Here is a 24,956-nt window from a genome sequence, read left to right as displayed (position 1 = left end):
GAGACGGGGCACGGGAGGACACGGCATGGCAGCCGAACAGCAGGACACGGCAGTACCGGCGGCGGTGCGTGAGCAGCACCAGCTGCTCGCCGAGCAGATCGAGGAGCACCGCTTCCGGTACTACGTGAACGACCAGCCGGTCGTCAGCGACGCCGAGTTCGACAAGCTGCTGCGCTCGCTGGAGGCGCTGGAGGAGCAGTACCCCGAGCTGCGCACGCCCGACTCGCCCACCCAGAAGGTGGCCGGGGCGTACGAGACGGACTTCGCCTCCGTCGAGCACCGGGAGCGCATGCTCTCCCTCGACAACGCCTTCGACGACGAGGAACTGGCCGCCTGGGCCGAGCGGGTGGCCCGGGACGTGAACACCTCGGACTACCACTACCTGTGCGAGCTGAAGGTGGACGGCCTCGCCGTCAACCTCACCTACGAGAACGGCCGGCTCACCCGTGCCGCCACCCGCGGCGACGGCCGCACCGGTGAGGACATCACGCCCAACGTCCGCACCATCGCCGAGATCCCGGACCGCCTCAAGGGCGACCGGATCCCGGCCCTCGTCGAGATCCGCGGCGAGGTCTACTTCCCGATGGAGAAGTTCGAGGAGCTCAACGCCCGGCTCGTGGAGGCGGAGGGCAAGCCCTTCGCCAACCCGCGCAACGCCGCGGCCGGTTCGCTGCGGCAGAAGGACCCGAAGGTCACCGCGAGCCGCCCGCTGCACATGGTCGTCCACGGCATCGGCGCCCGCCAGGGCTTCGAGATCGAGCGCCAGTCGCAGGCGTACGAGCTGCTGCGCGAGTGGGGCCTGCCGACCGCCCGGCACAACAGGGTGGTCGCCTCCCTCGCCGAGGTCCGCGCGTTCATCGCGGAGTTCGGCGAGAACCGGCACTCGGTGGAGCACGAGATCGACGGCGTGGTCGTCAAGCTCGACGAGATCGCCCTCCAGGGGCGGCTCGGCTCCACCGCGCGCGCCCCGCGCTGGGCGATCGCCTGGAAGTACGCCCCCGAAGAGGTCAACACCAAGCTGATCGACATCAAGGTCGGCGTCGGCCGCACCGGGCGCGTCACCCCGTACGCGCAGGTGGAGCCGGTGACGGTGGCGGGCTCGGAGGTCGAGTTCGCCACCCTGCACAACCAGGAGGTCGTCAAGGCCAAGGGCGTCCTCATCGGGGACACCGTCGTGCTGCGCAAGGCGGGCGACGTCATCCCCGAGATCCTCGGGCCGGTGGTGGACCTGCGGGACGGCAGCGAGCGGGAGTTCGTGATGCCGGCCGAGTGCCCCGCGTGCGGGACGGAGCTGCGGCCCATGAAGGAGGGGGACATCGACGTCCGGTGCCCCAACGCCCAGACCTGCCCCGCCCAGCTGCGCGAGCGCCTCTTCTACCTGGGCGGCCGGCAGTCCCTGGACATCGAGAACTTCGGCATGGTGGCCGCGGCCGCGCTGACCGCCCCGCTGGAGCCGGCCCGGCCGCCGCTGCTCGACGAGGGCGACCTCTTCGGCCTGACCATCGAGCAGCTGCTGCCCATCAAGGCGTACGTCCTGGACCCGGACAGCGGGCTGCCCAAGCGGGACCCGAAGACCGGCGAGGAGAAGATCGTCACGGTCTTCGCCAACCAGAAGGGCGAGCCGAAGAAGAACGCCCTGGCGATGCTGGAGCACATCGCCGCCGCCAAGGAGCGCCCGCTCGCCCGCGTCATCAACGGCCTGTCGATCCGTCACGTCGGCCCGGTCGCGGCGGAGGCCCTCGCCCGCGAGTTCCGCTCGATCGAGCGCATCGAGCAGGCCACCGAGGAGGAACTGACCGCCACCGACGGGGTCGGGGCGATCATCGCCGCCTCCCTCAAGGAGTGGTTCGCCGTCGACTGGCACCAGGAGATCCTGCGCAAGTGGCGGGAGGCCGGGGTACGGATGGAGGAGGAAGGTTCCGCCGAGGAGGAGGGGCCCCGGCCGCTGGAGGGACTGACCGTCGTCGTCACCGGCACTTTGCAGAGCCACACGCGGGACGGCGCGAAAGAGGCCCTCCAGATCCGCGGCGCCAAGGTCACCGGCTCCGTGTCGAAGAAGACCTCGTTCGTCGTCGTCGGCGACAACCCGGGCTCCAAGTACGACAAGGCCGTGCAGTTGAAGCTGTCCATCCTCGACGACGCCGGTTTCGCCGTGCTGCTGGAGCAGGGCCCGGACGCGGCGCGGGAGGCCGCCCTCCCGGTGGACGGCGAGGGCGAAGGGGAGTAATACCGGGTAGTACCGGGGAAAGCCCGTGAGGGGAATCGCCGAGGGGGAGTAGCGAAGGCGAACGGATGCGTGGCGTGCGGCCGTACGGGCGGGCGCACGCCAGGCGCGGCAGCCGGTGGTAAACGGCTGGTACAAGGCTGGTCGCAGGGCGGTGACCTGTCGGATCATCGGATGGGTGACGTGGGGGTCCTGGTCCAAACTCACCCGTTCGGCGGATACCGTACTGATGAGGATGGCTGGGTCGCATTCGGGCAACCACTGCCGACCGCTGCCCCTGGGAGCCTCCCGCGTCCTACTGTTGAGGGGTGCGCCTGTCGTGCACGGCTGCAGGATGCGATCCGGCCGTGGTGGCATGACATCGGGGCCATCGCGTGACATCGGCATCGCCGGCTGTGAGAGGTACGGGCATGAAACCCACCGAAAGCGCCGACCCGTCACCTGAATTCGGCGGGGAACTCCCGTCCATGCGGGCGGGCAGGCTCGGTGTCCTGGGTGCCAGGACGCCGGAGACCCGACCGATCGACACCGACGCGGGCGGACAGGAGCGGCGCGGCGTGCTGCCCTTCCTGGTCGTGGGCCTCTCGGTCGTGGCACTCGGCGCCGGCATCGCGTCCGCGCTGACCGGCCGTCACGCACTGTTCCCCGGCGGCACGGTCGGCTGGGCGCTGGCCCTGCTCACCGGCATCATCGTCGGCCACCTGGTCGCCCTGGGCCGGGACCGCTGGTGGGGCGGCACCGGATCCGGCGCCGCGCTCACCCTCGGCGTGCTCCTCCTCTACGGGTGGGTACCCGCCGGCCTGGTCTCGCTGGCGGTGGTCTCCCTGGTCGGAGCCGCCCGCCGGCACCGCTGGCGGCAGGGACTGCTGCACGGCTCCGTGGACATCCTCGGCATCGGCGCCGGGGCCCTCGTCCTCGCCGCCTTCGGGGTGGACCCCTCCGTCGAGACCCCCTGGCTGCCGACCACCTGGGCGCTGGAGGCGGTCCCCGAGGTGGTCCTCGTCGCCGTCGCCTACCTGCTCGTCACCCGGGTCCTGCTCTGGATCGCGCTCGCCCCGCGCGGCGGCGGCCTGCCCACCGTCGCCCGCACCGCCCTGCTCCGGCAGGCCTTAGTCGCGGTCGCACTGCTCGGCATCGCCCCCCTGATCTGCGTCGTCGCGGTCACCCAGCCGGTCCTGCTGCCGCTGTTCGCCGTACCGCTGATCGCGCTGGACTCCACCCTGTGGATCGCCCGGGCGCGCGCCGAGGAACAGCTGCGGGACCCGCTGACCGGGCTCCCGAACCGGCAGTGGCTGCTGGAGCGCGCCTGGTCCGCCCTGGACGAGGCTGAACGTTTGGGCACCCGGGCAGCTCTCGTGCTGATCGACCTGGACCGCTTCCGGGCGGTCAACGACACCCTCGGCCACCTCGCGGGCGACCGGCTGCTCCTCCAGATCGCCGACCGGCTGCGCCAGGCCCTGCCCGAGGACGCCGAGGCGGCCCGGCTCGGCGGCGACGAGTTCGCCGTGCTGCTCCCCGTCACCGACTCCACCACGAGCGCCCAGCGCGTCGCCCGCCACCTGGTCGCGGAGCTCAGCTCCCCCCTCGACCTGGACGGTCTCACCCTCGTCCTGGAGGCCAGCGCCGGCCTCGCCGTCTTCCCCGACCACGCGCTGGACGCGGAGGGCCTGCTGCGGCGCGCGGACGTGGCGATGTACCAGGCGAAGCGCGACCGGACGGGCGTGGAGGTGTACGAGTCCAAGCGGGACAGCAACACCCCCGACCGCCTGGGCCTCCTCGGCGACCTCCGCAGGGCCCTGGACGCCGGCGAAGTGGAACTCCACTACCAGCCGAAGGTCCGCTTCGACGGCCAGGTGGCCGGGCTCGAAGCCCTGGTCCGCTGGGTCCACCCGGAACGCGGGCGGGTGTCCCCGGACGAGTTCATCGCGATCGCCGAGACCTCCGGGCTGATGCCGCACCTGACGGAGTATGTCCTGGAGACGGCCCTCGCCCAGGTGGCACGGTGGCGGGCCCAGGGACTGAAGGTCCCGGTGGCCGTCAACGTCTCGCCGCGCGACGTCCACACCCCGGGCTTCGCGGGTGCGGTGGCCGCGCGACTGGCCCGCCACGGGGTCCCGGCGAGCGGGCTCCAGCTGGAGATAACGGAACACGTCCTGCTGGAGGACCCCCAGCGGGCCGCCGACACCATGGCCGGGCTCACCGGCCACGGCGTGAAGATGTCCCTGGACGACTTCGGCACCGGCTACTCCTCGCTGGTCCACCTGCGGCGGCTGCCGGTCAGTGAGCTGAAGATCGACCGCTCCTTCGTGGGCCGGCTGGCGGTCGACGCCCAGGACGCGGAGATCGTCCGCTGCACCGTGGACCTCGCGCACTCGCTCGGCCTGCTGGTCGTCGCCGAGGGCGTGGAGGACGACGAGACGTGGGAGCGGCTGCGGGACCTGGGCTGCGACGCGGTGCAGGGCTGGCTGGTCGCCGCCGCGATGCCGCCGCAGGAGGCCACCGCCTGGCTGCTGGCCCGCGGCGAACGCGGCTGGCGCCGCCCGGCCGACATCTCGGCGGAACTCGCCGCGGCCGAGGCCGAAGCGGTCTGACCGCAGTCGGCCCGGCACCATCCAGCCCCTCCGGCGTTTGAGGAGCGGGCTGCGGGGCGGAGCCCCGGTCTTTGAGCCGCGCCGGCGATCGAGTGGGGGTCCCCCCGGACGAAGTCCGGGGGAGGGGTCGGGCGGCGCCCGGGAGGCTCCGCGCAGCGGCTCGGGCAGCGGACCCGCGGCGGCCCCGTGCAGGCATCGGGCCAAACCGTTTCGCAGGCCGGGCGCCGGGCCCCATAGGATTGGGTCCGAAACCAAACATCCGCCCACCCCCAGAGGATCGCTGCATGCCTGGCATTACGCGCGAGGAGGTCGTCCACCTCGCTCGGCTGGCGCGCCTTGAGCTGTCCAGCAACGAGCTGGATCACTTCGCCGGACAGCTCGGCGACATCATCGGCGCGGTCGCCCGCGTTTCCGAGGTCGCCGACCAAGACGTCCCGCCGACCTCCCACCCGCTGCCGCTGACGAACGTCATGCGCGCGGACGAGGTCCGTCCGTCGCTCACCCCCGAGCAGGCGCTCTCCGGTGCTCCCGCCCAGGAGCAGCAGCGTTTCAAGGTGCCGCAGATCCTGGGGGAGGACTAACAGCCATGGTCGACATCATCAAGCTCACGGCCGCCGAGACCGCCGAGAAGATCGCCTCCGGCGAGCTCACGGCCGTCGAGGTGACCGAGGCCCACCTGGCCCGCATCGACGCCACCGACGAGAAGGTCAACGCCTTCCTGCACGTGGACCGCGAGGGCGCCCTCGCGCAGGCCCGCGCCGTCGACGCCAAGCGCGAGCGCGGCGAGAAGCTCGGCCCGCTGGCCGGCGTCCCGCTCGCCCTCAAGGACATCTTCACCACCGTCGGGGTCCCGACCACCGTCGGTTCGAAGATCCTCGAAGGCTGGATCCCGCCCTACGACGCCACCCTGACGCGCAAGCTGAAGGAAGCCGACGTCGTCATCCTCGGCAAGACCAACATGGACGAGTTCGCCATGGGGTCCTCCACCGAGAACAGCGCCTACGGCCCCACCGGCAACCCCTGGGACCTCACCCGGATCCCCGGCGGCTCCGGCGGCGGCTCCGCGGCCGCCCTCGCCGCCTTCCAGGCCCCGCTGGCCATCGGCACGGACACCGGCGGCTCCATCCGCCAGCCCGCCGCCGTCACCGGCACGGTCGGCGTGAAGCCCACGTACGGCGGCGTCTCCCGCTACGGCATGGTCGCCTTCTCGTCCTCCCTCGACCAGGGCGGGCCCTGCGCCCGTACGGTCCTGGACGCGGCGCTCCTGCACGAGGTCATCGCGGGCCACGACCCGATGGACTCCACCTCCATCGACGCCCCGGTCCCGCCGGTCGTCGAGGCAGCCCGCAACGGCTCGGTCGCCGGCATGCGCGTCGGTGTGGTCAAGCAGTTCGCCGGCGAGGGCTACCAGGCCGGCGTCGTCCAGCGCTTCAACGAGTCGGTGGAGCTCCTCAAGGAGCTCGGCGCCGAGATCGTCGAGCTGGACTGCCCGTCCTTCGACCTCGCGATGGCCGCGTACTATCTGATCGCGCCGTCCGAGTGCTCCTCGAACCTGGCCCGCTTCGACGCCATGCGCTACGGCCTGCGCGTCGGCGACGACGGCACCAAGTCCGCCGAGGACGTCACCGCCCTGACCCGCGAAGCCGGCTTCGGCGACGAGGTCAAGCGCCGCATCATCCTCGGCACGTACGCGCTCAGCTCCGGCTACTACGACGCGTACTACGGCTCCGCCCAGAAGGTCCGCACCCTCATCTCGCAGGACTTCGAGAAGTCCTTCGAGCAGGTCGACGTGATCGTCTCCCCGACGACCCCGACCACCGCCTTCCCGATCGGTGAGCGCACCGACGACCCGCTGGCGATGTACCTCGCGGACCTGTGCACCATCCCGACCAACCTGGCCGGCAACTCCGCCATGTCGCTCCCCTGCGGCCTGGCACCGGAGGACGGTCTCCCGGTCGGGCTGCAGATCATCGCCCCGGCGATGAAGGACGACCGGCTCTACAAGGTCGGTGCCGCCGTCGAGGCCGCCTTCGTCGCGCGTTGGGGTCACCCGCTGCTTGAGGAGGCACCGTCGCTGTGAGCACCAGTGCACTGTCCAAGGCCAAGGGCTTCAAGAAGTCCAAGACCGGGACCTACCTGTCGATCGGCACCACCGCCTTCGGCGCCCTGAGCGTGATCAAGCAGGTCAAGAAGGCCCGCAGCGAGCACGACACGCTCAAGCTGATCGACGCCGCCGTGTCCGCCGCCGCCATCGTCACCGGCCTCGCGATCCTGTACCGCGAGCTGAAGCGCCTGGGCGACGACGACGTCCTGCTGGGCTGAGAGGGAAAGTTTCACCGTGACCTTCACCGAACTGCTGTCGTACGAGGACGCTCTCGCCTCGTTCGACCCCGTCATGGGCCTTGAGGTCCATGTCGAGCTCGGCACCAAGACGAAGATGTTCTGCGGCTGCTCCACGGAGCTGGGCGCCGAGCCCAACTCGCAGACGTGCCCCACCTGCCTCGGCCTGCCCGGCTCGCTCCCGGTCGTCAACGCGATCGGCATCGAGTCCGCCATCAAGATCGGTCTCGCGCTGAACTGCGAGATCGCCGAGTGGTGCCGCTTCGCCCGGAAGAACTACTTCTATCCGGACATGCCGAAGAACTTCCAGACCTCCCAGTACGACGAGCCCATCGCCTTCAACGGCTTCCTGGACGTCCAGCTGGAGGACGGGGAGATCTTCCGCGTGGAGATCGAGCGCGCCCACATGGAGGAGGACACCGGCAAGTCGCTGCACGTCGGCGGCGCCACCGGCCGTATCCACGGCGCGTCCCACTCCCTGCTCGACTACAACCGCGCCGGCATCCCGCTCATCGAGATCGTCACCAAGCCGATCGAGGGCGCGGGCGAGCGGGCCCCCGAGGTCGCCAAGGCGTACGTCGCCGAGCTGCGCGAGGTCATCAAGGCGCTCGGCGTCTCCGAGGCCCGCATGGACAAGGGCCAGATGCGCTGCGACGTGAACCTGTCGCTGCGCCCGACCCCCGAGTCCGAGTTCGGCACCCGCAGCGAGACGAAGAACGTCAACTCGCTGCGCTCCGTCGAGCGCGCCGCGCGCTTCGAGATCCAGCGCCACGCGGCCGTGCTGACCTCCGGCGGCTCGATCGTGCAGGAGACCCGGCACTTCCACGAGGAGGACGGCTCCACCACGGCCGGCCGCATCAAGGACAACGCCGAGGACTACCGGTACTTCCCGGAGCCCGACCTGGTGCCCGTGGCCCCGGCCCGCGACTGGGTCGAGGAGCTGCGCGGCGGCCTGCCCGAGATGCCGCGCGTGCGCCGCAACCGGCTCCGCGAGGAGTGGGACGTCACCGAGCACGACATGCAGTCGATCCTCAACGCGGGCGCCGTGGACTCCATCGTCGCCACCATCGAGGCGGGTGCCGACTCGGCCGCCGCGCGCAAGTGGTGGATGGGCGAGCTGGCCCGCAACGCCAACGAGCAGGGCGTCGTGGTCGACGAGCTGCCGATCACCCCGGTCCAGGTGGCCCGGGTCGCGGCCCTGGTCGCGGACGGTTCGCTCAACGACAAGCTGGCCCGCAAGGTCCTCGAAGGCGTCCTCGCCGGCGAGGGCACCCCGGACGAGGTCGTCGAGAAGCGCGGCCTGAAGGTCGTCTCGGACGAGGGCGCGCTCGGCGCGGCCGTGGACGAGGCCATCGCGGGCAACGCGGCCATCGCGGACAAGATCCGCGGCGGCAAGATCGCCGCCGTCGGCGCCCTGGTCGGCGCGGTCATGAAGACCACCCGCGGCCAGGCCGACGCGGCACGCGTCAAGGAGCTCATCCTGGAGCGCCTGGGCGTCTCCGAGGGCTGAGAGTGAACGAAGGGCGCCCCGCACCGGTTCCGTACCGGTGCGGGGCGCCCTTGCGTGTACCCGGGCTCAGCGCTTCAGGGTGGGGCTGGCGAGGACGACGTACCCGTCCTTGAGGCCGCAGGTGTCCTCCACCCGGATCCGCAGCCGCAGGGCGCCCTTGACCTCCACCGTCTTGGAGACCGGCTTGCCCAGGGCGACCTCCTCGTTGAAGAGGGCGGGCTGGTCGTCGATGGAGACGGAGATGCGGCCCCGCTCGACGGGCGAGTTGTCGGCGATGCCGGCCGTGAACTCCAGCTGGGACCAGGCCCGGTTGAGGTTGAACTCGGCGGACGAGGTCTGCGAGCAGTCCGCGACGAAGGAGCTGCCGTAGGACTTGGTGTTCAGCGTGGCGGCCGCCACCCGCAGGCCGTTCAGCCCGTCGATGGGCTGGAGGTTGGTCAGGTCCGCCGCGTTGCTCGCGGGCGCGGTGCCGGGGTCGCTCGGCCCCGTACTGCCCGACGGGCCGGACCCGCTGTCCGTCGGGTCCGACGGGGTGGCGCGGGAGGCGGACGGCGTCGGATCGGCGGGAGCGCTGGTGGCGCCCCCGGCGCTCGGGGTGGAGCCGCCCGCCTTGACGCCCCCGCTCTTGTCCTTGTCCTTGTCGCCCAGGAGCTGTACGCCGGCCACCGCGAGGGCGGCCAGTACCAGCACCGTGGCCACCGAGCCCAGGACCAGGCCGGTCCGCCGCTTCTTCGGGCGCACCGGCTCAGGGGCCGGGGCCGGTGCCGGGTTCAGGTTGTACGTCGGCCCGTACCCGGCGGGGACGGCCGCCGGGACCGGCTCCTGCACGGCCGTCGGCGCCGGCGCCGGCTCCGGCACCGTCTCCGGGGCCGGAACCCGGTCCGGTACCGGGGCGGGCTCCGGGGGCGCCGCCGGAGCCGCGTGCGCGAGCGGCGTGTACGCGGGCGGCGTGTACGCGGGCGGTGCCGCCATCGGTGGCGGGCTCGCGGGCTGGGGCGGGGCGGCCGGGCGCGGCGGGGTGTCCGGGGCGGCCCGCTGCGAGGTGGAGGTGGTCGTGGACACCACCGCGTGGCGGACGTCCTTCATCCAGCCGGCCAGGTTCACCGGCCGCTTCCCCGGGTCGGCCGCGTAGATCGAGGCGATCCGCGCCCGCTGCTCGGCGTCCAGCACGGCGATCTGCGGCAGCGCCGTCAGCGCGTGCGCCAGCTGCTCCGGCGTGGCCGGCGGCGACTGCCCGCTCAGCAGGAAGTAGGCGATCGCCCCGAAGGCGTACCGGTCCGTGCCCGGCGTCCGCTTGCCGTCGAAGACCTCGGGTGCCGCGTAGCCCGGGGTGAACCAGACCTCCGCCGTCTGGTGGTCGGCGGTCAGCTTGCTGAGGCCGAAGTCCACCAGCGTGGCCTGCCCGTGGGCATCGACCATCACATTGCCGGGGGAGAGGTCGCCGTGGACGACCTGGCGCCCGGACGGGGTGGCCTTCCCCGAGTGCAGCCAGTCCAGTACGTCGGCCAGCTGCTCCAGCGTGCGCATCACCTCCCGCCGCTCGGCGGCGGTGGCGAGCGTCCGCTCGGCCCGCCAGTCCCGCAGGTCCAGGCCGTCGACGTGGTTCATCACGAGGACGAGCGCCCGCCCCGTCAGGGTCGAGGACTCCCCGGGCCGGTGGATCGGCGGACCCTCGAAGTGCTCGCGCACGCCCACGACGCCGGGCCGGTGGACGAAGCGCAGCAGTTCGGCCTGCTCGTTCCACTTCTGGCTGATGCGGTCGAAGATGTCGGGCGTGATGGTCGTCTTGGAGTCGAGCACCTTGACGACCACGGGCTCGGATCCGCCGGCGAGCTCGATCTCCGCGAGATAGAGCACGGCCTCCCCGCCACGCCCGATCGACCGGAGCAGGCGGTACCGGTCCGCCGCCGAGTCCGGTCCGATGTGCAGGTTCTGACTGGTCAATGTCCCCCACCTCAACACAGTTTGAGAGGGCATCAGCTTCCCGGGGGATACGTGCGGGGTCAATCGGAATCGGAAATCCCCGCGAGAAGCGCGGCCGGGCGCCCTGCGCGCGGAACTGCCCGTGGGGCACGTTCCGTTCGCCGGACGCCCGGCCGAGCGGGCGAAGCCGTCAGCGGGTTGCCGGCGCGTCGTAGAACGCCAGCCGGGCCGGCTTCGCCGGGAGGTAGACCTCGGGCAGGTCGATCTCCGGGAGGACGACCTCCGGTCCGAGCACGAAGCCGGTGCGCTCCATGCGGGCGATGGCGATGGTGTTGCGGGCGTCCGGTTCGACGACCACGCGCCGCGCGGCACTGTCGGAGAGCACGAACCCGATGAAGACGGCCATCAGGGCCCCGGTGAAGCCGCGCTCGGCGACGCCCTCGGTCGGGCCGATCAGCAGGTGCATGCCGACGTCCCCGGGCCGGACCTCGTAGCACTCGCTGATGCGGTCCTCGGCGCAGTCGTACGTCTGGAACAGTGCGACCTGCTCGCCGTCGCGGCTGAGCATGAAGGCGTGGTGGGTGGAACGGCGGTCGACGTCCTCGTAGATCTCCTGGACCAGTTCGCGGCTGGCCTCGCCCATGCCCCAGAAGCGGGCCCGCTCCTGCGTGACCCAGCTGTGGATCAGCGCGGAGTCGGCGGCCGGGTCGACGGGCGTGATGGTGACGGTGCCGAAGCCCTCGACGACCTGGGTGTGCACGGGCTGTCCGATGGAGGGGGCGGAGGGGGCGGAGGTCATATCGATTCCTTGGTGAGACGGGTCCAGTCGGTGACGACGGGGACGAGTGCGCAATCGGCCCACAGGGGGAGCTGGTCGCGGTGGTGGGGTGAGCCGGTGACGCCGTCCGCGCCCAGGGGGACGGCCCAGAGGCTGTCCTCGCGGCGGGCGAGGTCCCAGACGTAACGGGCCGCCGACGCGCGGGCGGTGAGGTCGGTGAAACCGGGGACGGTGGAGGTGGCGTTCACGCAGTCGTGGTCGCCGCCGAGACCGGGCCACTCCGTGGCCTCCAGGTCCGGCACGGCCTGCCAGGGGGTCAGGCGGTGCACCTCGGACCAGGGGGTGTCGGGGGTGTCGGCCGCGGCCGTCTCCTCCAGGGCGGCCCGGACGTGCGCCGCACGGTCGAGGCCGGGGACGAGGGTGGTGGTCAGCAGGCCTTCGAGGGCGTAGCCGATCTTCGGGACCAGGTACTGCCACGGGTGGAGGACGGCCGGGCCGGAGGGCGCGCCCCACAGCCCCTCGAAGACCGGGTCGGCGGCGAAGCGGCGTACGGTCGCGCTGCGGAAGGCCGAGAAGACGGTGGCGTCGGTGCTGTCGGCCGCCATGTGCCGGTCCCAGGCCAGCAGCCGGGCGCGCAGGGCCTGGGCCGCCGGGGTCAGGTCCTCGAAGGCGGGCAGCAGGGCGAGCAGGGGCGCGGCCGAGGCCAGGTACGTGTCGCGGTGTACGTCGGCCATCGCCTTCGGGGTCCAGTCCGCGGAGCCGCTGAGCAGCTCGCGGATGCGGTTGGCGCGGTGCGGGGGCGCGAACTCCACGCCGAGCGGGGAGGCGATCCCGCGCGCGTTGGCCATCACGGCGAAGCCCTGCACGGGCTCGGCGGGGGTCGGGGCCCAGCCCTGCCAGGCGTGCTGCGGGTCCCAGGCGGGCACGGGGCGCAGCCGGTTGGCGCGGTGGCGCAGCGGCACGGCGCCCGCGACGCGGTGCAGCAGGCCGCCTTCGGTGTCGGCGGCGTGGACGACGTTGACCGGCTCGGCCCAGCCGTCGAAGGCGCGGTCGATGTCGGCGACCGTACGGGCGCGCAGGAGGGCGGGGAGGGTGGCGAAGCCGAGGTCCCGGCGGACCCGGGGCGGGTAGCGGAGGGAGAGGGTCTGCGCGCTGCCGTCGGCGTGGGCCGCGGCGTGCGCGTCGGCCCCGGTGTCCCCGTCCGCGTGGATGATCACGGGGCCGCGGGCGGTCTCCAGGACCTCCACCTCGACGTCCTCGCCGCCGGCCACGGTGATGGTCTCGGTGTGGCGGGCTACGGGCTCCCAGACGCCGTCCGCGCCGAGGGCCTCGACGGCGCCGTCGGCACTGCGGCGCACCTGCTCGACGTACAGGTCCTGGTAGTCGGACATCGCGTTGGTGATCGCCCAGGCGGCGGTGCCGGTGTGGCCGAAGTGGCCGAGGCCGGGGACGCCGGGGACGGCCAGGCCGAGGACGTCGTAGTCCGGGCAGGAGAGACGTATCTGCTGGTAGACGCCCGGGTCCTCGATGAACCGGTGCGGGTCGCCCGCGATGATCGCCGAGCCGGAGGTGGTGCGGTCGCCCGGCACCAGCCAGCCGTTGCTGCCGGCGGTGCCGGGGCCGTCGGTGGCGAAGAGGGTGACCGCCTCGTCGCCGAGGGAGCGGGCGACGCGCTCGCGCCACAGCTTGGTGGGGAAGCCGGCGAACAGGATGTGCGTGGCGACCCAGATGGCGAGCGGGACCCACGGCTCCCAGGGGGCGGGGGTGAGGCCGGTGCGGGCGAAGCGCTCGTCGCGGGCGGCGCCGGCGGCGAGTCCGTCGTTGACGCCGTCCACGTACGCGCGGACCCAGGCGGCGGTGGCGGGATCGTCGGCTTCCAGGGCCCCGTGGCAGAGGCGGGCGGTGTCGGCGAGGCGGCACTGGCGGGCGAAGCGGTCCCAGCCGACGGAGTCCGCGCCGAGGAAGGAGGCGCTGGAGCCCTGGGCGCGGTGCCGTTCGACCTCCAGCTGCCAGGCGCGGTCGAAGGCGGTGACGCGGCCCTGCGCGTAGGCGAGTCGGAGCTCGTCGGATGCGCGGAGGTGGGGGACGCCCCAGGGGTCGCGGAAGACCTCGTACGATTCGGAGGTCTCCGAGTCGTTCTCGCTGCTGACACTGCTGCTCACGCTGCTCACACTCTTCCCCAGGGTGCATTAGGTTAGGCTGCCCTAACTATAGACGCGCACGGGGGAGGGGCTGGACATGGCTGTCGGCAAGGGCTGGGAGGGCGTGGTCCTGAAGCTCATGCGGGGCAAGGACTTCACGTTCACGGTCACGGGGGCGGAAGACGTCACGGAGCACTACCGCCGGGTGTACCTCACCGACGGCGGGCTGCTGGCGGCCGCCGGTGAATCGCTGCACCCGACGATGTGGGTGCGGGTCTGGTTCGAGGGCGCGGGCCGCCCGCACCAGCGGGCCTACACGCTCGTCGACCCGGATCCCGAAGCGGGCACCTTCTGCTTCGAGTTCGCCCTGCACGACGGGGTCGCCAGCGCCTGGGCGCGCGGCGCCCGGCCGGGCGACACCGTCGAGGCCACCGTCCAGGGCACCGGATTCACCGGCCCGGTCCCGGCCCCCGAGCGCCTGCTCGTCATCGGCGACCCGGCCTCCCTCCCGGCGGTCAACTCGCTGATGGACGCCTATCCGCAGACCCCGGCGACCCTCTGGTTCGAGACGCAGCACGCCTCGGACGCGGAACTCCCGGTGCGCGGGGACGCGGAACTGCGCGACGTCCGCCGCGTACCGCGGGGCGGCACGGCGCTGGCCGACCGGGTCCGAGCCGAACTCCCCGAGCTGCTCGGCGACCCGGAGTCGGCCTTCGTCTGGCTGGCCTGCGACACGGTGACGACGCGCGCCCTGACGGCGTACCTGCGCAAGGACCTCGCGCTGCCGAAGCACCGGGTGAACGGTCTCGGCTACTGGCGGCCGGGCACCGGCGGCTGAGCCGGCCCGAGCAGGGCCCCGGGCAGGGCCGGACGGCGGCGCTGTCTATGCGCCTGTGGCGCCGTCGAGCGCCTCGCGGAGGAAGTCGGCGTGGCCGTTGTGGCGGGCGTACTCGTGGATGAGGTGGAGCATGACCAGGCGCAGCGAGGCTTCCTCCTCCCAGCTCGGCACGTACGCCGTCACGTCCAGGGACTCGGCGGCGGACTCGATCCGGCGGGCGTGCCCGACCTCGTCCCGCCAGGCGGTGAAGGCCTCGGTGCGGCTGGAGCCGGAGGCGTCGTAGGCGGCCTGGAAGTCGTGGGTGTCCGACCACAGGTGCGGCAGCTCCTCGTGGTTCAGGACGCGGCGGAACCAGTGCCGCTCGACCTCGGCCATGTGCCGGACCAGCCCCAGCAGGGACAGCGTGGACGGGGGCATCGAGCTCCGTCGCAACTGCTCGTCGGTGAGGCCCTCGCACTTCCAGGCGAGGGTGGCCCGGTGGTAGTCGAGAAAGGCCCGGAGGGTCTCGCGCTCGTTGCCGGTCAGGGGCGGGCTGATGCGTTCCATGCGGGCGATCTTGCCCGTTGATCCCGGGACGGGGAACCCCGTACGGGAGCATCACCTGCCCGGCGGGCCGCCCCGGCCGGCGGTGGACCGGCCCCCGCCTCGGGTCAGGCCTCGTCGGCGGCCGTCCACAGGTACGGCACCGTCACGCCCAGGACCCCGAAGCCCAGCCGCTCCAGGATCGGACGGCTGTCGTCCGACGCGTCCACCTGGAGGTACGGGATGCCGCGCTCCGCCGCGATGCGGGCGCGGTGGGCCACCAGCAGGCGGTAGATGCCCCGGCCGCGCCACTCCGGGACCGTGCCGCCGCCCCAGAGACCCGCGAAGGCCGTCCCCGGCTGCATCTCCATCCGGGCCGCGCTCACCGGGGTGTCACCCGCCATCGCCAGCACCGCGGCGATGCCCTCCGGCTCGTTGCGCAGCTGGTCGAGCAGCTGCTCGCGGATCCGCGGCCGCTCGGTTCCGAAGGCCCTGGCGTGGACCTCCATCATCAGGTCGACCCCGGCCTCGTCCGTCACCACCCGCAGCGTGATCCCCTCGGGCGGCTCCACCGGCAGCCGGGCGAGCTCGGCCGCCCGCCCCACCATCAGGGTCTCCGGCGGCTCCGGCACGAAGCCGGCCGCCCGCAGCCGTGCACCGAGATCGGCCGGCCCGTCGTGGTCGTACAGCTTCCACTCGAACTCGGCGCATCCGAGCCCCGCGAAGAACGCCACCTGCGCCGCGATCTCCGCGTCCGCGCTCTCCTCGTCGAGGTCCGACCAGAGCACGCAGTTCCACCCGAGCCCGGGCGCGCTCTGCCGGACGACCCGCCCCGCCCGCTCCACCCGGGCCTGGGCGCTGTCCGACTGCGCCCCCTCGCGCACCTCGGCGTCGTAGCGGGCGCGCACCTTCAGAAGTTCGTCAAGATCCATCGTCATCGTCCCAGCTCACCAGTGTCCGGCCGGTCACCACAACTGCATTAGCCTCACCCCGTGAACGACGACTCCACCATCTACACCGGCAAGGCCACCCCCGATGCCGCCGCCGACCGAGGCTGGCTGCTGGGCCACTTCAAGGACCCCTCCGATCCCCGTCACAGCGAGGACGTGGAGATCAAATGGGGTGTCCACCCGAAGGGCGACGAACGGGAGCGGTGGGCGACCGCCGAGCGGCGCACCGCACTGCTGGTCCTCATCAGCGGGCGCTTCCGGCTGGAGTTCCCGGAGCGGACCGTCGTCCTCGCCGAGCAGGGGGACTACGTGCTCTGGGGCCGCGGCGTCGACCACTCCTGGTACGCCGAGGAGGACGCGGTGGTGCTCACCGTCCGCTGGCCCTCGATCCCCGGCTACCGGGTGGACGAGCCTTCCCGGTCCTCCTGTGACGATGCACACGAAACGGGCCAACGATCACGAAACGCTGAGATCGTGTAGGTGTAGACCATCTGGGCCGATCCCTCGGGGCGATCCCCCGGGCCGTCGGCCCGGCCCTGGTCCTCACGAGTTCATGCGTTCTTTGCGACGGGCCGCCTCCCGGTGAAGATCCGAACCATCAGGGAGCACGTCCGTTGGCAGGAATCGCACGCTGGTGCATGCGCCATCGTCTCCTCACCGTCCTGATCTGGCTGCTCGCACTCGGTGGGACCGCGGCGCCCGCAGTCACCGCCGGAACGGCGTTCTCCAACGACTACGAGGTCCCCGGCACCGAGTCCGGCAAGGCGAACGACCTGCTCCGCGAGGGCTTCCACGGCCAGGGCGGCGACACCGACACCATCGTGTGGCGGGCCCCGGACCATCAGAGCGCGCGCACCCCGGACATCGAGCGGCGCATGACCCGGGCACTCGACGCCGTCGCCGCGCTCCCGGGCGTCGGCTCCGTCGCCGGCCCCTACGGGCCCGGCCCCGAGAGCGCCGCACGGATCAGCTCCGACGGGCGCACCGCCTATGCCGTGGTGACCTTCGGGCAGCACGCGGACTCCGTACCCAAGGCCCAGGCCAGGGCCGTGGTCGACGCGGTGAAGAACCCCGCCACCGAGACCGACGGGCTCCAGGTCGAACTGGGCGGCCGCGCCATCCAGCTCACCGAGGCCCCCACCGCACACCTCGCCGAGGTCATCGGCGTGGCCGTCGCGGCCCTGGTCCTCTTCCTCGCCTTCGGCTCGCTCGCCGCGAGCCTGCTGCCCATAGCGACCGCCCTGGTCAGCGTGGGCACCGCCTATTTCGGCATCACCCTCCTCGGGCACGCGATGCCCGTCGCCGACTTCGCCCCGATGCTCGGCACCCTCATCGGCCTCGGCGTCGGCATCGACTACGCGCTCTTCATCGTCACCCGGCACCGCAAGGGCCTCGCGCGCGGCCTCCCCGTCGAGGAGGCGGCCGAGCACGCCGTCGCCACCACCGGCCGGGCCGTCGTCTTCGCCGGAGCCACCGTCTGCATCGCCCTGCTCGGCATGCTCGTGCTGCGGCTGAACTTCCTCAACGGCGTCGCGATAGCCGCCTCCGTGACGGTCGTGCTGACGGTCGCCGCCTCGGTCACCCTGCTGCCCGCCCTCCTCTCGTCCATAGGCACGCGCGCCCTCTCGGGCCGCGAACGCCGCAGGCTCGCCGCCGAAGGCCCGAGGCCCGCGCAGCCCTCCGGCTTCGCCGCCCGCTGGTCCGTCTTCGTGGAACGCCACCCCAAGCTGCTCGGCCTCGTCGCCACCGCGGTGATGCTGGTGCTGGCCCTGCCCACCCTCTCGCTCCACCTGGGCACCTCCGACCAGGGCAACAACCCGGCCACCTCCACCACCCGCAAGGCCTACGACCTGCTGGCGGACGGGTTCGGGCCCGGCACGAACGGCCCGCTCACCGTCGTCGCCCGGCTGGACGGCGCCGGCGACCGGGTCGCCGTCGACCACCTGGCGCAGGCGCTCCGTACGACGGAGGGCGTCGCCTCCACCGGCCCCGCCGTCCTCAACCGCAGCGGGGACACCGCCGTCCTGACCGTCGTACCGGACTCCGCCCCCCAGTCCCGGGCCACGAGCGACCTCGTCGACACCCTCCGCCAGGACGTCATCCCGCGCGCCGGGCACGGGAACTCCATGGAGGTCCACGTCGGCGGTGTGACCGCCGCCTACGACGACTTCGCCGAGGTCGTCATCGGCAAGCTGCCGCTCTTCGTCGGCGTGGTCATCGCCCTCGGCTGCGTGCTCCTGCTGCTGGCCTTCCGGTCCATCGGCATCCCGGTGAAGGCCGCCGCCATGAACGTCGCCGCCGTCGCCTCCTCCTTCGGCGTAGTCGTCGCGATCTTCCAGTGGGGCTGGGGGAGCGAACTGCTGGGTCTCGGCAGCGCCGGACCCATCGAACCCTTCCTCCCCGTGATCATGGTGTCCGTCCTCTTCGGACTCTCCATGGACTACCAGGTCTTCCTCGTCAGCCGGATGTACGAGGAATGGCTGGAGACCGGCGACAACCGGCGGGCCGTGCGCGTGGGCCTCGCCGAGACCAGCCGGGTCATCAACTCGGCCGCCGTGATCATGATCTCCGTCTTCCTCGCCTTCGTCCTCAGCGGCGACCGGGTCATCGCGATGTTCGGGATCGCGCTCGCGGCGGCCGTGGCCCTCGACGCCTTCGTGCTGCGCACCCTGCTCGTGCCGGCCCTCATGCACATGCTCGGCGGCGCCAACTGGTGGCTGCCCGCCTGGCTCGACAGGCGGCTCCCCAGGATCAGCATCGAGCCCCCCGTACGGCGCCCGCATGCGAAACTTCCGGCACAGCGGCCCGCCGCGGTCCCCGCCACGAGCGAGGACGGCGCCGAGCCCGCCACCACCTCCCGGTGATCCGGCCACCCGCCGTCCGAGACCCAAGGAAGACCGCGCATGTTCTCGATAGACCTCGCCGACGACGCCCAGCTGTTCCCGCTTGAGGCCCGGCACGCCGAGGAGTTCTTCGCCCACATCGAACGCGGCCGGGAGTTCATCGGCCAGTACGTCGGCTTCCCGGACCGCTCGCCCGACCTCGACTCCGCCAGGGCCTTCCTGGCCAAGTACGCCGTGAAGGCGGGGGAGGACGGCCCCCGGTTCTTCGGCATCCGGCTCGACGGCACCCTCGTGGGCGGGGTCCTCTTCCCGGCCTTCGACGCGGACGGCGGCAACTGCGAGATCGGCTGCTGGCTGGAGCCCGCCGGGGCCGGCCGGGGCCTGGTGACCAAGGCCTGCCAGGTCCTGATCGACTACGCCATCGGCGAGCGCGGCATGCACCGCGTCGAGTGGCACGCCGCCACCGGCAACAAGAAGAGCCTCGCCGTCGCCGAGCGCCTCGGCATGACCCGGGAAGGCGTCATGCGGCAGAACTACCTGCACCGCGGCGTCCGCCAGGACACCGAGGTCTGGTCGCTCCTCGCCCACGAATGGTCCGCGGCCCGCTCCGCCTAGACCCGCTCGGCCGGCCGCCGGTCCGGGCCCCGCCGACCGCGGGGCCCTTTGTGGCCACAACCAGCGGATTCTCAGAAAACTCTCAGACAGGGCGCCTACGGTGCCCCGCATGGACACCACGAAGACCCCCGCCGCGAACGCCACCGAGGCGGACGCCACCCCGGTCGACCTCGACAAGACCGAGGCCGCCCAGCCCGCCGAGGCCGAAGCCGACTCCGTACGCACCGACGCGGACCCGGAGGACGAGACCTTCGTCGAGGACGGGGACGAGGACGAGGCGGAGGCCGCGCAGCCGAGCCACGTCGGGTCCGCCGCCTCCGCGATCGTCGCCGCGGGGCTCGGCATCGTCGCCCTCAGCGGCAGCTGGGTCGCCGGCATCGTGTCCGAGCGCGCCAGCATCGCCGCCCGGCTGGAGCTGAGCCAGGCCGCCGACGCCAACGCGCAGATCGCCGCCCAGTTCGTCGACCCGTGGCACACCACCGCGATGGTGAACGGCGTCTTCTCCGCCCTCGCCCTGATCATCGCCACCTTCGTGCTGGCCCTCCCCGCCTTCAGCACCCCCGAGCGCGTCCTCCCCACCTGGGTGCGGTCCGTCTCCTGGGCGGGCATCGGACTGGGCGCCCTCGGCGTACTCCTCTTCGTCCTCATGTACTTCGACCTCCTCCTCGCCATCCCGAAGGCGGCGAGCTAGGTACTGCCTTAGGCGAACTCGGCCTGGTCCGGGCACATCCCGGCCCGGACTAAGGCCCCCCGCCCCCGGCAGATGCGGCATGCGACCGATGTGCCGCCACCCCCTGGGACGCGAATCTTGGATCACACCGACCGAGGTGCCCGAGAAACGCCACCAGGGAGTACGAGATGTTCGAGTACGAGATCGCCGCCACCGCACGCACCGCCGACCTCCTCCGCGAGGCCGCCGCGTACCGCACGGGCCGGGACGCCGGGGCGCGCCGCGCCTCCTTGCACAGCCTCGAACCGCGAGGGTCGGTGAGAGCACTCCGGAGCCGCTTCGCCCGCACCGAGGGCCACGCGCCCCGCACCGCCTGAACCGACACGCAATGAGAAGCGCACCGATATCGAGTGCCGTCGCACCGGACGACTGTGCGATGCTCGGCGACGTGGAGACCAGATCTGTCAGCCCGGTGTTCGTCGGCCGAGCCGACGAACTGGCCGTACTCACCGACGCACTGACCCGCGCCGCCGGCCGGGAGCCGCAGGCGATGCTCATCGGCGGCGAGGCCGGGGTCGGAAAGACCCGCCTCACCGAGGAGTTCATTTGCGCGGCCGAGCGCCGCGGCGCCGTCGTCGCCGTCGGAGGCTGTGTGGAGATCGGGGCGGAGGGACTTCCCTTCGCCCCCTTCTCGACGGCCCTGCGCACCCTGCACCGCCTCCTCCCCGCGGAACTGGCCGCCGCCACCGCCGGCCAGGAGGACGAACTCGCCCGGATCCTCCCCGAACTCGGCGACACCCCGCGCGGCCCGCACGACGAGGAGAGCACCGCCCGGCTCTTCGAACTGACGGCCCGGATGCTGGAGCGGCTCGCCGCCGACCGCACCGTCGTCCTCGTCCTGGAGGACCTGCACTGGGCGGACACCTCCACCCGGCACCTGCTCTCCTACCTCTTCCGTACCCTCGGCAGCGGCCGGCTCGTCGTCGTCGCCACCTACCGCGCGGACGACGTCCACCGCCGCCACCCGCTGCGCCCCCTGCTCGCCGAACTCGACAGGCTCCGCACCGTCCAGCGCATCGAACTGGCCCGTTTCAACCGGGCGGAGGTGCGCCGCCAGCTCACCGGCATCCTCGCCGCGCAGCCCGACGAGGACTTCGTCGACTCCGTCTTCGACCGCTCCGACGGCAACGCGTTCTTCGTCGAGGAGCTCGTCGCCTCCCGGGAGAGCGGCTGCCGCACCGGCCTCACCGAATCCCTGCGCGACCTGCTCCTCGTCCGCGTCGAGGTACTGCCCGAGGAGACCCAGGGCCTGGTGCGGATCGTCGCCGAAGGCGGCTCCACCGTGGAGTACCCGCTGCTGCGCGCCGTCGCCGGACTCACCGAGGACGAGCTGATCGAAGCGCTGCGGGCCGCGGTCGGGGCCAACATCCTGCTCGCCACCCCCGACGGCGACGGCTACCGCTTCCGGCACTCGCTGGTCCGCGAGGCCGTCAGCGACGACCTGCTGCCCGGTGAGCGGGCCCGCGTCAACCGCCGCTACGCCGAGGCCATGGAGGCCGACGAGTCGCTGATCCGCTCGGGGGAGCGGGTCATCCGGCTGGCCAGCTACTGGTACCAGGCGAACGACCCCGCCAAGGCGCTGCCCGCCGTACTGGCCGCCTCGGTGGCGGCCCGCCGCCGGCACGCCTACTCCGAGCAGCTGCGCCTGCTGGAGCGGGCCATGGACCTGTGGGACAGCGCTCCGGAGGAGGTCCGCGAGGCGCTGCGCCCGGCGGACTACACCGAGGTGTACCCGCCGTGCGGCTACGAGGGCTCCGGCGCGCCCCCGCTCCGGCGGATCGACCTGCTGGCCGAGGCGACCGTCGCGGCACGCTACGGCGGCGAGCGCGAGCGCGCCCTGAAGATCACGAAGATGGCGCTGCGCCTGCTGGAGGAGGAGTGCGACTCGCTGCGGGCCGCCTGGTTCTGGACCGAGCGCTCGCGGCTGGTCGCCAGCCTCGGCCGCGGCGACGGCTGGGAGGAGATCGCCAAGGCGCAGGAACTCGTCCGGGGGCTGCCCCCGTCCCAGGTGCACGCCGAGGTCCTGGTCCGGGCCGCGAGCTGGGGCATGCTCCACAAGCCGGGTCCCGATAACCTCGCCGCCGCCGAACGCGCCGTCGAGTACGCGCGCATGCTGGGCGCCGAGGACACCGAGCTCAATGCCCGGATCACGGTGGGCTGCCTGCTCACCGACTCCGGTGACGGCTCCGGCGGCCTCGCCGAACTGCACGCGGTCAGGGAACGGGCCGCGAAGCTCGGACTCACCAGGCTGGCAGGGCGTACGCATGTCAATCTCACCTCTCAGTTGGAAAGCATGGGCCGGTCCCGCGAAGCCGTGGAACTGGCCGAACAAGGGGCCGAACTGGTCCGGAAATCCCGGCTGATGGACAGCGAGGCCTGGGTCTGCGGAAACATGGCCGAGAGCCTCTACAGCCTCGGCCGCTGGGACGAGGCCGCCGAGGCGGCCCGGCGCACCCTGCGCGTCGGCCAGAGCGCGGCCCCGCGCGGCTCCGCCACCACGCGGCTGTCCCACCTGGCCCTGGCCCGTGGCGAGTTGACCGAGGCGGCCCACCAGCTCGCCGCCGCCCACGCCCACTTCGGCACCCACGACACCCAGCCCCAGCACCGGATCCCGCTGTACCGCCTCGCCATCGGCATCGCGGCGGGCGAGGGCCGGATCGCCGACGTGCGCGCCGAGACCGCCGCCGCCGTCGCCTACGGGTTCCCGCTCGGCCAGCACCGCTACGCCTGGCCGCTGCTGCTCGCCTCCGCCTCCGCCGAAGCGGACGCCCGCGGGCTCCCGGCCGCCGACGCCGGCCGGGACGCCGCCCTGGCCGTGCTGCGCGGTGCCGCGCGCACGCTCGCCACCCCCGTCCCGGTGTGGGCCGCCCACGCCGAGTACCTCCGCGTCGAGCTGCTCCGGGCCGAGGCCCGGGACACCCCCGCGGACTGGACCGCCGTCGAGGCGGCCGTCCGCCCGCTGGAGCGCCCGTACCTGCTGGCCCGGGCCCGCCACCGGCTCGCCGAGGCCCTGCTGGCCGCCGGCGGCGACCGGGAACCCGCGGCCGCCCTGCTCCGCGAGGCCTACGCCACCGCCGAGGAGATCGGTTCACGCCCGCTGCGCGAGGATCTGGCCCTGCTCGCCCAGCGCGCCCGGCTCCCGCTGAGCGACGCCGACACGTCCACGGCCCCGACCGCCCCCCAGAGCGACCCGGTCGAGGCGCTCGGCCTGACCAGCCGCGAACGGGACGTCCTGCGCCTGGTGGCGACGGGCAGCACCAACCGCAAGATCGCCGAGGAGCTCTTCATCTCCCCGAAGACGGCGAGCGTGCACGTCTCCAACATCCTGGCGAAGCTGGGCGTCGCCGGCCGCGGCGAGGCAGCCGCCCTCGCCCACCGGCTACGGCTCTTCGCCCCGCCCGTCCAGGGCGGACCCGGCCCGGTCAGTCCTCCTCCGGAGGCTGCTCGGCAAGGCGTATGAGCACTCTGCCGGACTCGAGGTCTATCGGCCCCCGTCCCGGATCGTTGTCATTCACATCGGTCCGGGACAGCTCCAGCCGCTTCTTCTCCTCGTTCGTGTGCTTGCGACCCGGGTTGAACAGCTCCTCGATCATGTTGAACAACGTGCCCACCGTCCCTGTGGTCCCCGTGCGGAAACGTGCCGGTCACCGCACCGTCAGTGTCAGGATCCTGTCGTCGCCCGCCTCCGGCGACCCCCGGCCGTCCGTCTCGCTCGTGACCAGCAGCAAGCGGTCACCGCCGAGCGCCACCACCGTCCGCAGCCGGCCGTACTGCCCCTCCAGGAAGGCCTCGGGCTCCGCCACCGGCTCCGCCCCGGCCAGCGGTATCCGCCACAGCCGGTTGCCCTTCAGCCCGGCCATCCACACCGAACCCTCCGCCCAGGCGATCCCGCTCGGCGAGGCCTCGTCGGTCTTCCACACGGCCACCGGATCCCGGAAGCCGGGCTTGCCCGCCTTCCCCTCGGCCTCGGGCCAGCCGTAATTCGCCCCGGGCTCGATCAGGTTCAGCTCGTCCCAGGTGTTCTGGCCGAACTCGGCCGCCCACAGCCTCTTGTCCTTGTCCCAGGCGAGGCCCTGCACATTGCGGTGCCCGTAGGAGTAGACGACCGAATCCGCCTCCGGGTTGCCGTGCACCGGATCCCCGTCCGGGGTCATCCGAAGGATCTTGCCGCCCAGCGACTTCTTGTCCTGCGCGAGCCCCTTGTCACCGGTCTCGCCCGTCCCCGCGTAGAGCATCTTGTCCGGGCCGAAGGCGATCCGGCCGCCGTTGTGCACGAGGCCCTTGGGGATGCCCCGGAACACGGTGTCCGGCGCGCCCAGTTGCTGGCCGGGGGATCTGTGCTCGTCGTACCGCAGCCGGGCGATGCGGTTGTCGGACTCGGTCGTGAAGTACACGTACACCAGCCGGTCCGAGGCGAAGGAAGGCGACAGCGCGAGGCCCAGCAGCCCGCCCTCACCGCCCGGGGCCACCCCCGGCACCTCACCGATCCGTGTCACCGTGCCCGAGCCCACCGCGACCCGGCTGATCGTCCCCTTGTCCCGCGAGGCGACCAGCAGGTCCCCGCCCGGCAGCTCGGCCACGCCCCACGGCGACTCCAGGCCCTTGGCGACCTCGCCGGTCACCGTCACCGAGCCCTTGGCCGGCGGCCCGCTGGGCTCCGGCGAGGCGGACGCGCTCCCCGACGGACCCGCCGGCCCGGAGCCCGCCGCGGCCGTGCCCGGTGGAGAGCTCCCGCCCCCCGATCCGGGGGCGCCGGCCGGCGAGCATCCCGCCGCCAGCAGAGCGCCGCACCCCGCCAGAGCCGCCACCGCCAGCACGCTCCGGTGCCGCGCGCCCGGCGCCCCGTACCCCACCTGCCCGGGAGAACTTCCGTATCGCATCGCCCTGCTCCCTTCCGGTCCTCCGATCGTGCCCTTCACCAGACTCAACAGCGGCGGCAGTTCCCGAAGTT

At 72.7% G+C, this 24,956-nt stretch carries 20 protein-coding genes; 13 read left to right on the top strand and 7 right to left on the bottom strand.

Going from position 1 to position 24,956, the window contains the following annotated elements; genetic code table 11:
* Positions 1 to 25: 25 nt before the first annotated feature.
* The 6 genes from ligA to gatB all read left to right on the top strand — a co-directional run bounded on the left by ligA (position 26) and on the right by gatB (position 8,665).
* Positions 26 to 2,227 (top strand): NAD-dependent DNA ligase LigA, encoded by a 2,202-nt coding sequence (gene ligA / locus ACFYZ4_RS19745; RefSeq protein ID WP_390784450.1) that lies wholly within the window; start codon positions 26 to 28, stop codon positions 2,225 to 2,227.
* A 407-nt stretch (positions 2,228 to 2,634) separates the two neighbouring features.
* Positions 2,635 to 4,815 carry an EAL domain-containing protein gene (locus ACFYZ4_RS19740; RefSeq protein ID WP_351301577.1) on the top strand — a complete coding sequence of 727 codons (2,181 nt, stop codon included), beginning with the start codon at positions 2,635 to 2,637 and terminating at the stop codon, positions 4,813 to 4,815.
* 284 nt (positions 4,816 to 5,099) lie between these two features.
* Positions 5,100 to 5,396 (top strand): Asp-tRNA(Asn)/Glu-tRNA(Gln) amidotransferase subunit GatC, encoded by a 297-nt coding sequence (gene gatC / locus ACFYZ4_RS19735; RefSeq protein WP_030010586.1) that lies wholly within the window; start codon positions 5,100 to 5,102, stop codon positions 5,394 to 5,396.
* Positions 5,397 to 5,401: 5 nt separating this feature from the next.
* Positions 5,402 to 6,895: an Asp-tRNA(Asn)/Glu-tRNA(Gln) amidotransferase subunit GatA gene (gene gatA / locus ACFYZ4_RS19730; RefSeq protein WP_351287528.1), complete on the top strand. Its 1,494-nt coding sequence runs from the start codon at positions 5,402 to 5,404 to the stop codon at positions 6,893 to 6,895.
* A complete protein-coding gene (locus ACFYZ4_RS19725; protein ID WP_351287529.1) occupies positions 6,892 to 7,137 on the top strand; it encodes a hypothetical protein in 246 nt (81 codons plus the stop codon). The genes gatA and ACFYZ4_RS19725 overlap by 4 nt, the downstream gene beginning before the upstream one ends.
* A 16-nt stretch (positions 7,138 to 7,153) precedes the next feature.
* Positions 7,154 to 8,665 carry an Asp-tRNA(Asn)/Glu-tRNA(Gln) amidotransferase subunit GatB gene (gene gatB / locus ACFYZ4_RS19720; protein ID WP_390784449.1) on the top strand — a complete coding sequence of 504 codons (1,512 nt, stop codon included), beginning with the start codon at positions 7,154 to 7,156 and terminating at the stop codon, positions 8,663 to 8,665.
* Positions 8,666 to 8,731: 66 nt separating this feature from the next.
* Here gatB and ACFYZ4_RS19715 read toward each other — a convergent pair whose 3' ends face one another.
* From ACFYZ4_RS19715 to ACFYZ4_RS19705, 3 genes are all read right to left on the bottom strand, one after another.
* Complete coding sequence (locus tag ACFYZ4_RS19715; RefSeq protein WP_390784448.1) at positions 8,732 to 10,609, bottom strand: serine/threonine protein kinase; 1,878 nt, start codon at positions 10,607 to 10,609, stop codon at positions 8,732 to 8,734.
* A 169-nt stretch (positions 10,610 to 10,778) separates the two neighbouring features.
* A complete protein-coding gene (locus ACFYZ4_RS19710; RefSeq protein ID WP_390784447.1) occupies positions 10,779 to 11,387 on the bottom strand; it encodes a GNAT family N-acetyltransferase in 609 nt (202 codons plus the stop codon).
* Positions 11,384 to 13,528: a penicillin acylase family protein gene (locus ACFYZ4_RS19705; protein WP_390784446.1), complete on the bottom strand. Its 2,145-nt coding sequence runs from the start codon at positions 13,526 to 13,528 to the stop codon at positions 11,384 to 11,386. Before ACFYZ4_RS19705 ends, ACFYZ4_RS19710 begins: the two co-directional genes overlap by 4 nt.
* 76 nt (positions 13,529 to 13,604) lie before the next feature.
* Here ACFYZ4_RS19705 and ACFYZ4_RS19700 point away from each other — a divergent pair, with 76 nt between their 5' ends.
* Positions 13,605 to 14,345: a siderophore-interacting protein gene (locus ACFYZ4_RS19700; RefSeq protein WP_390784445.1), complete on the top strand. Its 741-nt coding sequence runs from the start codon at positions 13,605 to 13,607 to the stop codon at positions 14,343 to 14,345.
* Between the two features lie 45 nt (positions 14,346 to 14,390).
* Here ACFYZ4_RS19700 and ACFYZ4_RS19695 read toward each other — a convergent pair whose 3' ends face one another.
* Both ACFYZ4_RS19695 and ACFYZ4_RS19690 read right to left on the bottom strand, forming a co-directional pair.
* The gene (locus tag ACFYZ4_RS19695) at positions 14,391 to 14,891 is read right to left on the bottom strand and encodes a DinB family protein (protein WP_390784444.1); all 501 of its coding nucleotides are present in this window, start codon (positions 14,889 to 14,891) and stop codon (positions 14,391 to 14,393) included.
* A 104-nt stretch (positions 14,892 to 14,995) separates the two neighbouring features.
* A complete protein-coding gene (locus ACFYZ4_RS19690) occupies positions 14,996 to 15,799 on the bottom strand; it encodes a GNAT family N-acetyltransferase (protein ID WP_390784516.1) in 804 nt (267 codons plus the stop codon).
* A gap of 60 nt (positions 15,800 to 15,859) precedes the next feature.
* Here ACFYZ4_RS19690 and ACFYZ4_RS19685 point away from each other — a divergent pair, with 60 nt between their 5' ends.
* From ACFYZ4_RS19685 to ACFYZ4_RS19660, 6 genes are all read left to right on the top strand, one after another.
* On the top strand, positions 15,860 to 16,297 hold the full coding sequence (locus ACFYZ4_RS19685) for a signal peptidase I (protein WP_351287545.1): 438 nt from the start codon (positions 15,860 to 15,862) through the stop codon (positions 16,295 to 16,297).
* Between the two features lie 134 nt (positions 16,298 to 16,431).
* Positions 16,432 to 18,681 (top strand): MMPL family transporter, encoded by a 2,250-nt coding sequence (locus ACFYZ4_RS19680; RefSeq protein WP_390784443.1) that lies wholly within the window; start codon positions 16,432 to 16,434, stop codon positions 18,679 to 18,681.
* 39 nt (positions 18,682 to 18,720) lie between these two features.
* Positions 18,721 to 19,275, top strand: a complete 555-nt coding sequence (locus ACFYZ4_RS19675; RefSeq protein WP_351287550.1) for a GNAT family protein — start codon at positions 18,721 to 18,723, stop codon at positions 19,273 to 19,275.
* Between the two features lie 109 nt (positions 19,276 to 19,384).
* Positions 19,385 to 19,966 carry a hypothetical protein gene (locus tag ACFYZ4_RS19670; protein WP_351287552.1) on the top strand — a complete coding sequence of 194 codons (582 nt, stop codon included), beginning with the start codon at positions 19,385 to 19,387 and terminating at the stop codon, positions 19,964 to 19,966.
* A gap of 167 nt (positions 19,967 to 20,133) precedes the next feature.
* A complete protein-coding gene (locus ACFYZ4_RS19665; protein ID WP_390784442.1) occupies positions 20,134 to 20,322 on the top strand; it encodes a hypothetical protein in 189 nt (62 codons plus the stop codon).
* Between the two features lie 59 nt (positions 20,323 to 20,381).
* Positions 20,382 to 23,465, top strand: a complete 3,084-nt coding sequence (locus tag ACFYZ4_RS19660; RefSeq protein WP_390784515.1) for an AAA family ATPase — start codon at positions 20,382 to 20,384, stop codon at positions 23,463 to 23,465.
* Here the strand turns inward: ACFYZ4_RS19660 and ACFYZ4_RS19655 are convergent.
* Both ACFYZ4_RS19655 and ACFYZ4_RS19650 read right to left on the bottom strand, forming a co-directional pair.
* Entirely contained in the window at positions 23,428 to 23,598 is a 171-nt protein-coding gene (locus tag ACFYZ4_RS19655; RefSeq protein ID WP_384341873.1) for a DUF6191 domain-containing protein, read from the bottom strand. The genes ACFYZ4_RS19660 and ACFYZ4_RS19655 overlap by 38 nt on opposite strands.
* Before the next feature lie 51 nt (positions 23,599 to 23,649).
* Complete coding sequence (locus tag ACFYZ4_RS19650) at positions 23,650 to 24,885, bottom strand: PQQ-dependent sugar dehydrogenase (protein ID WP_390784441.1); 1,236 nt, start codon at positions 24,883 to 24,885, stop codon at positions 23,650 to 23,652.
* Between the last annotated feature and the right edge of the window lie 71 nt (positions 24,886 to 24,956).

Source organism: Streptomyces sp. NPDC001513, from assembly GCF_042894695.1.
Lineage (GTDB): Bacteria > Actinomycetota > Actinomycetes > Streptomycetales > Streptomycetaceae > Streptomyces.
This window is presented reverse-complemented; position numbering and strand designations above follow the sequence as displayed.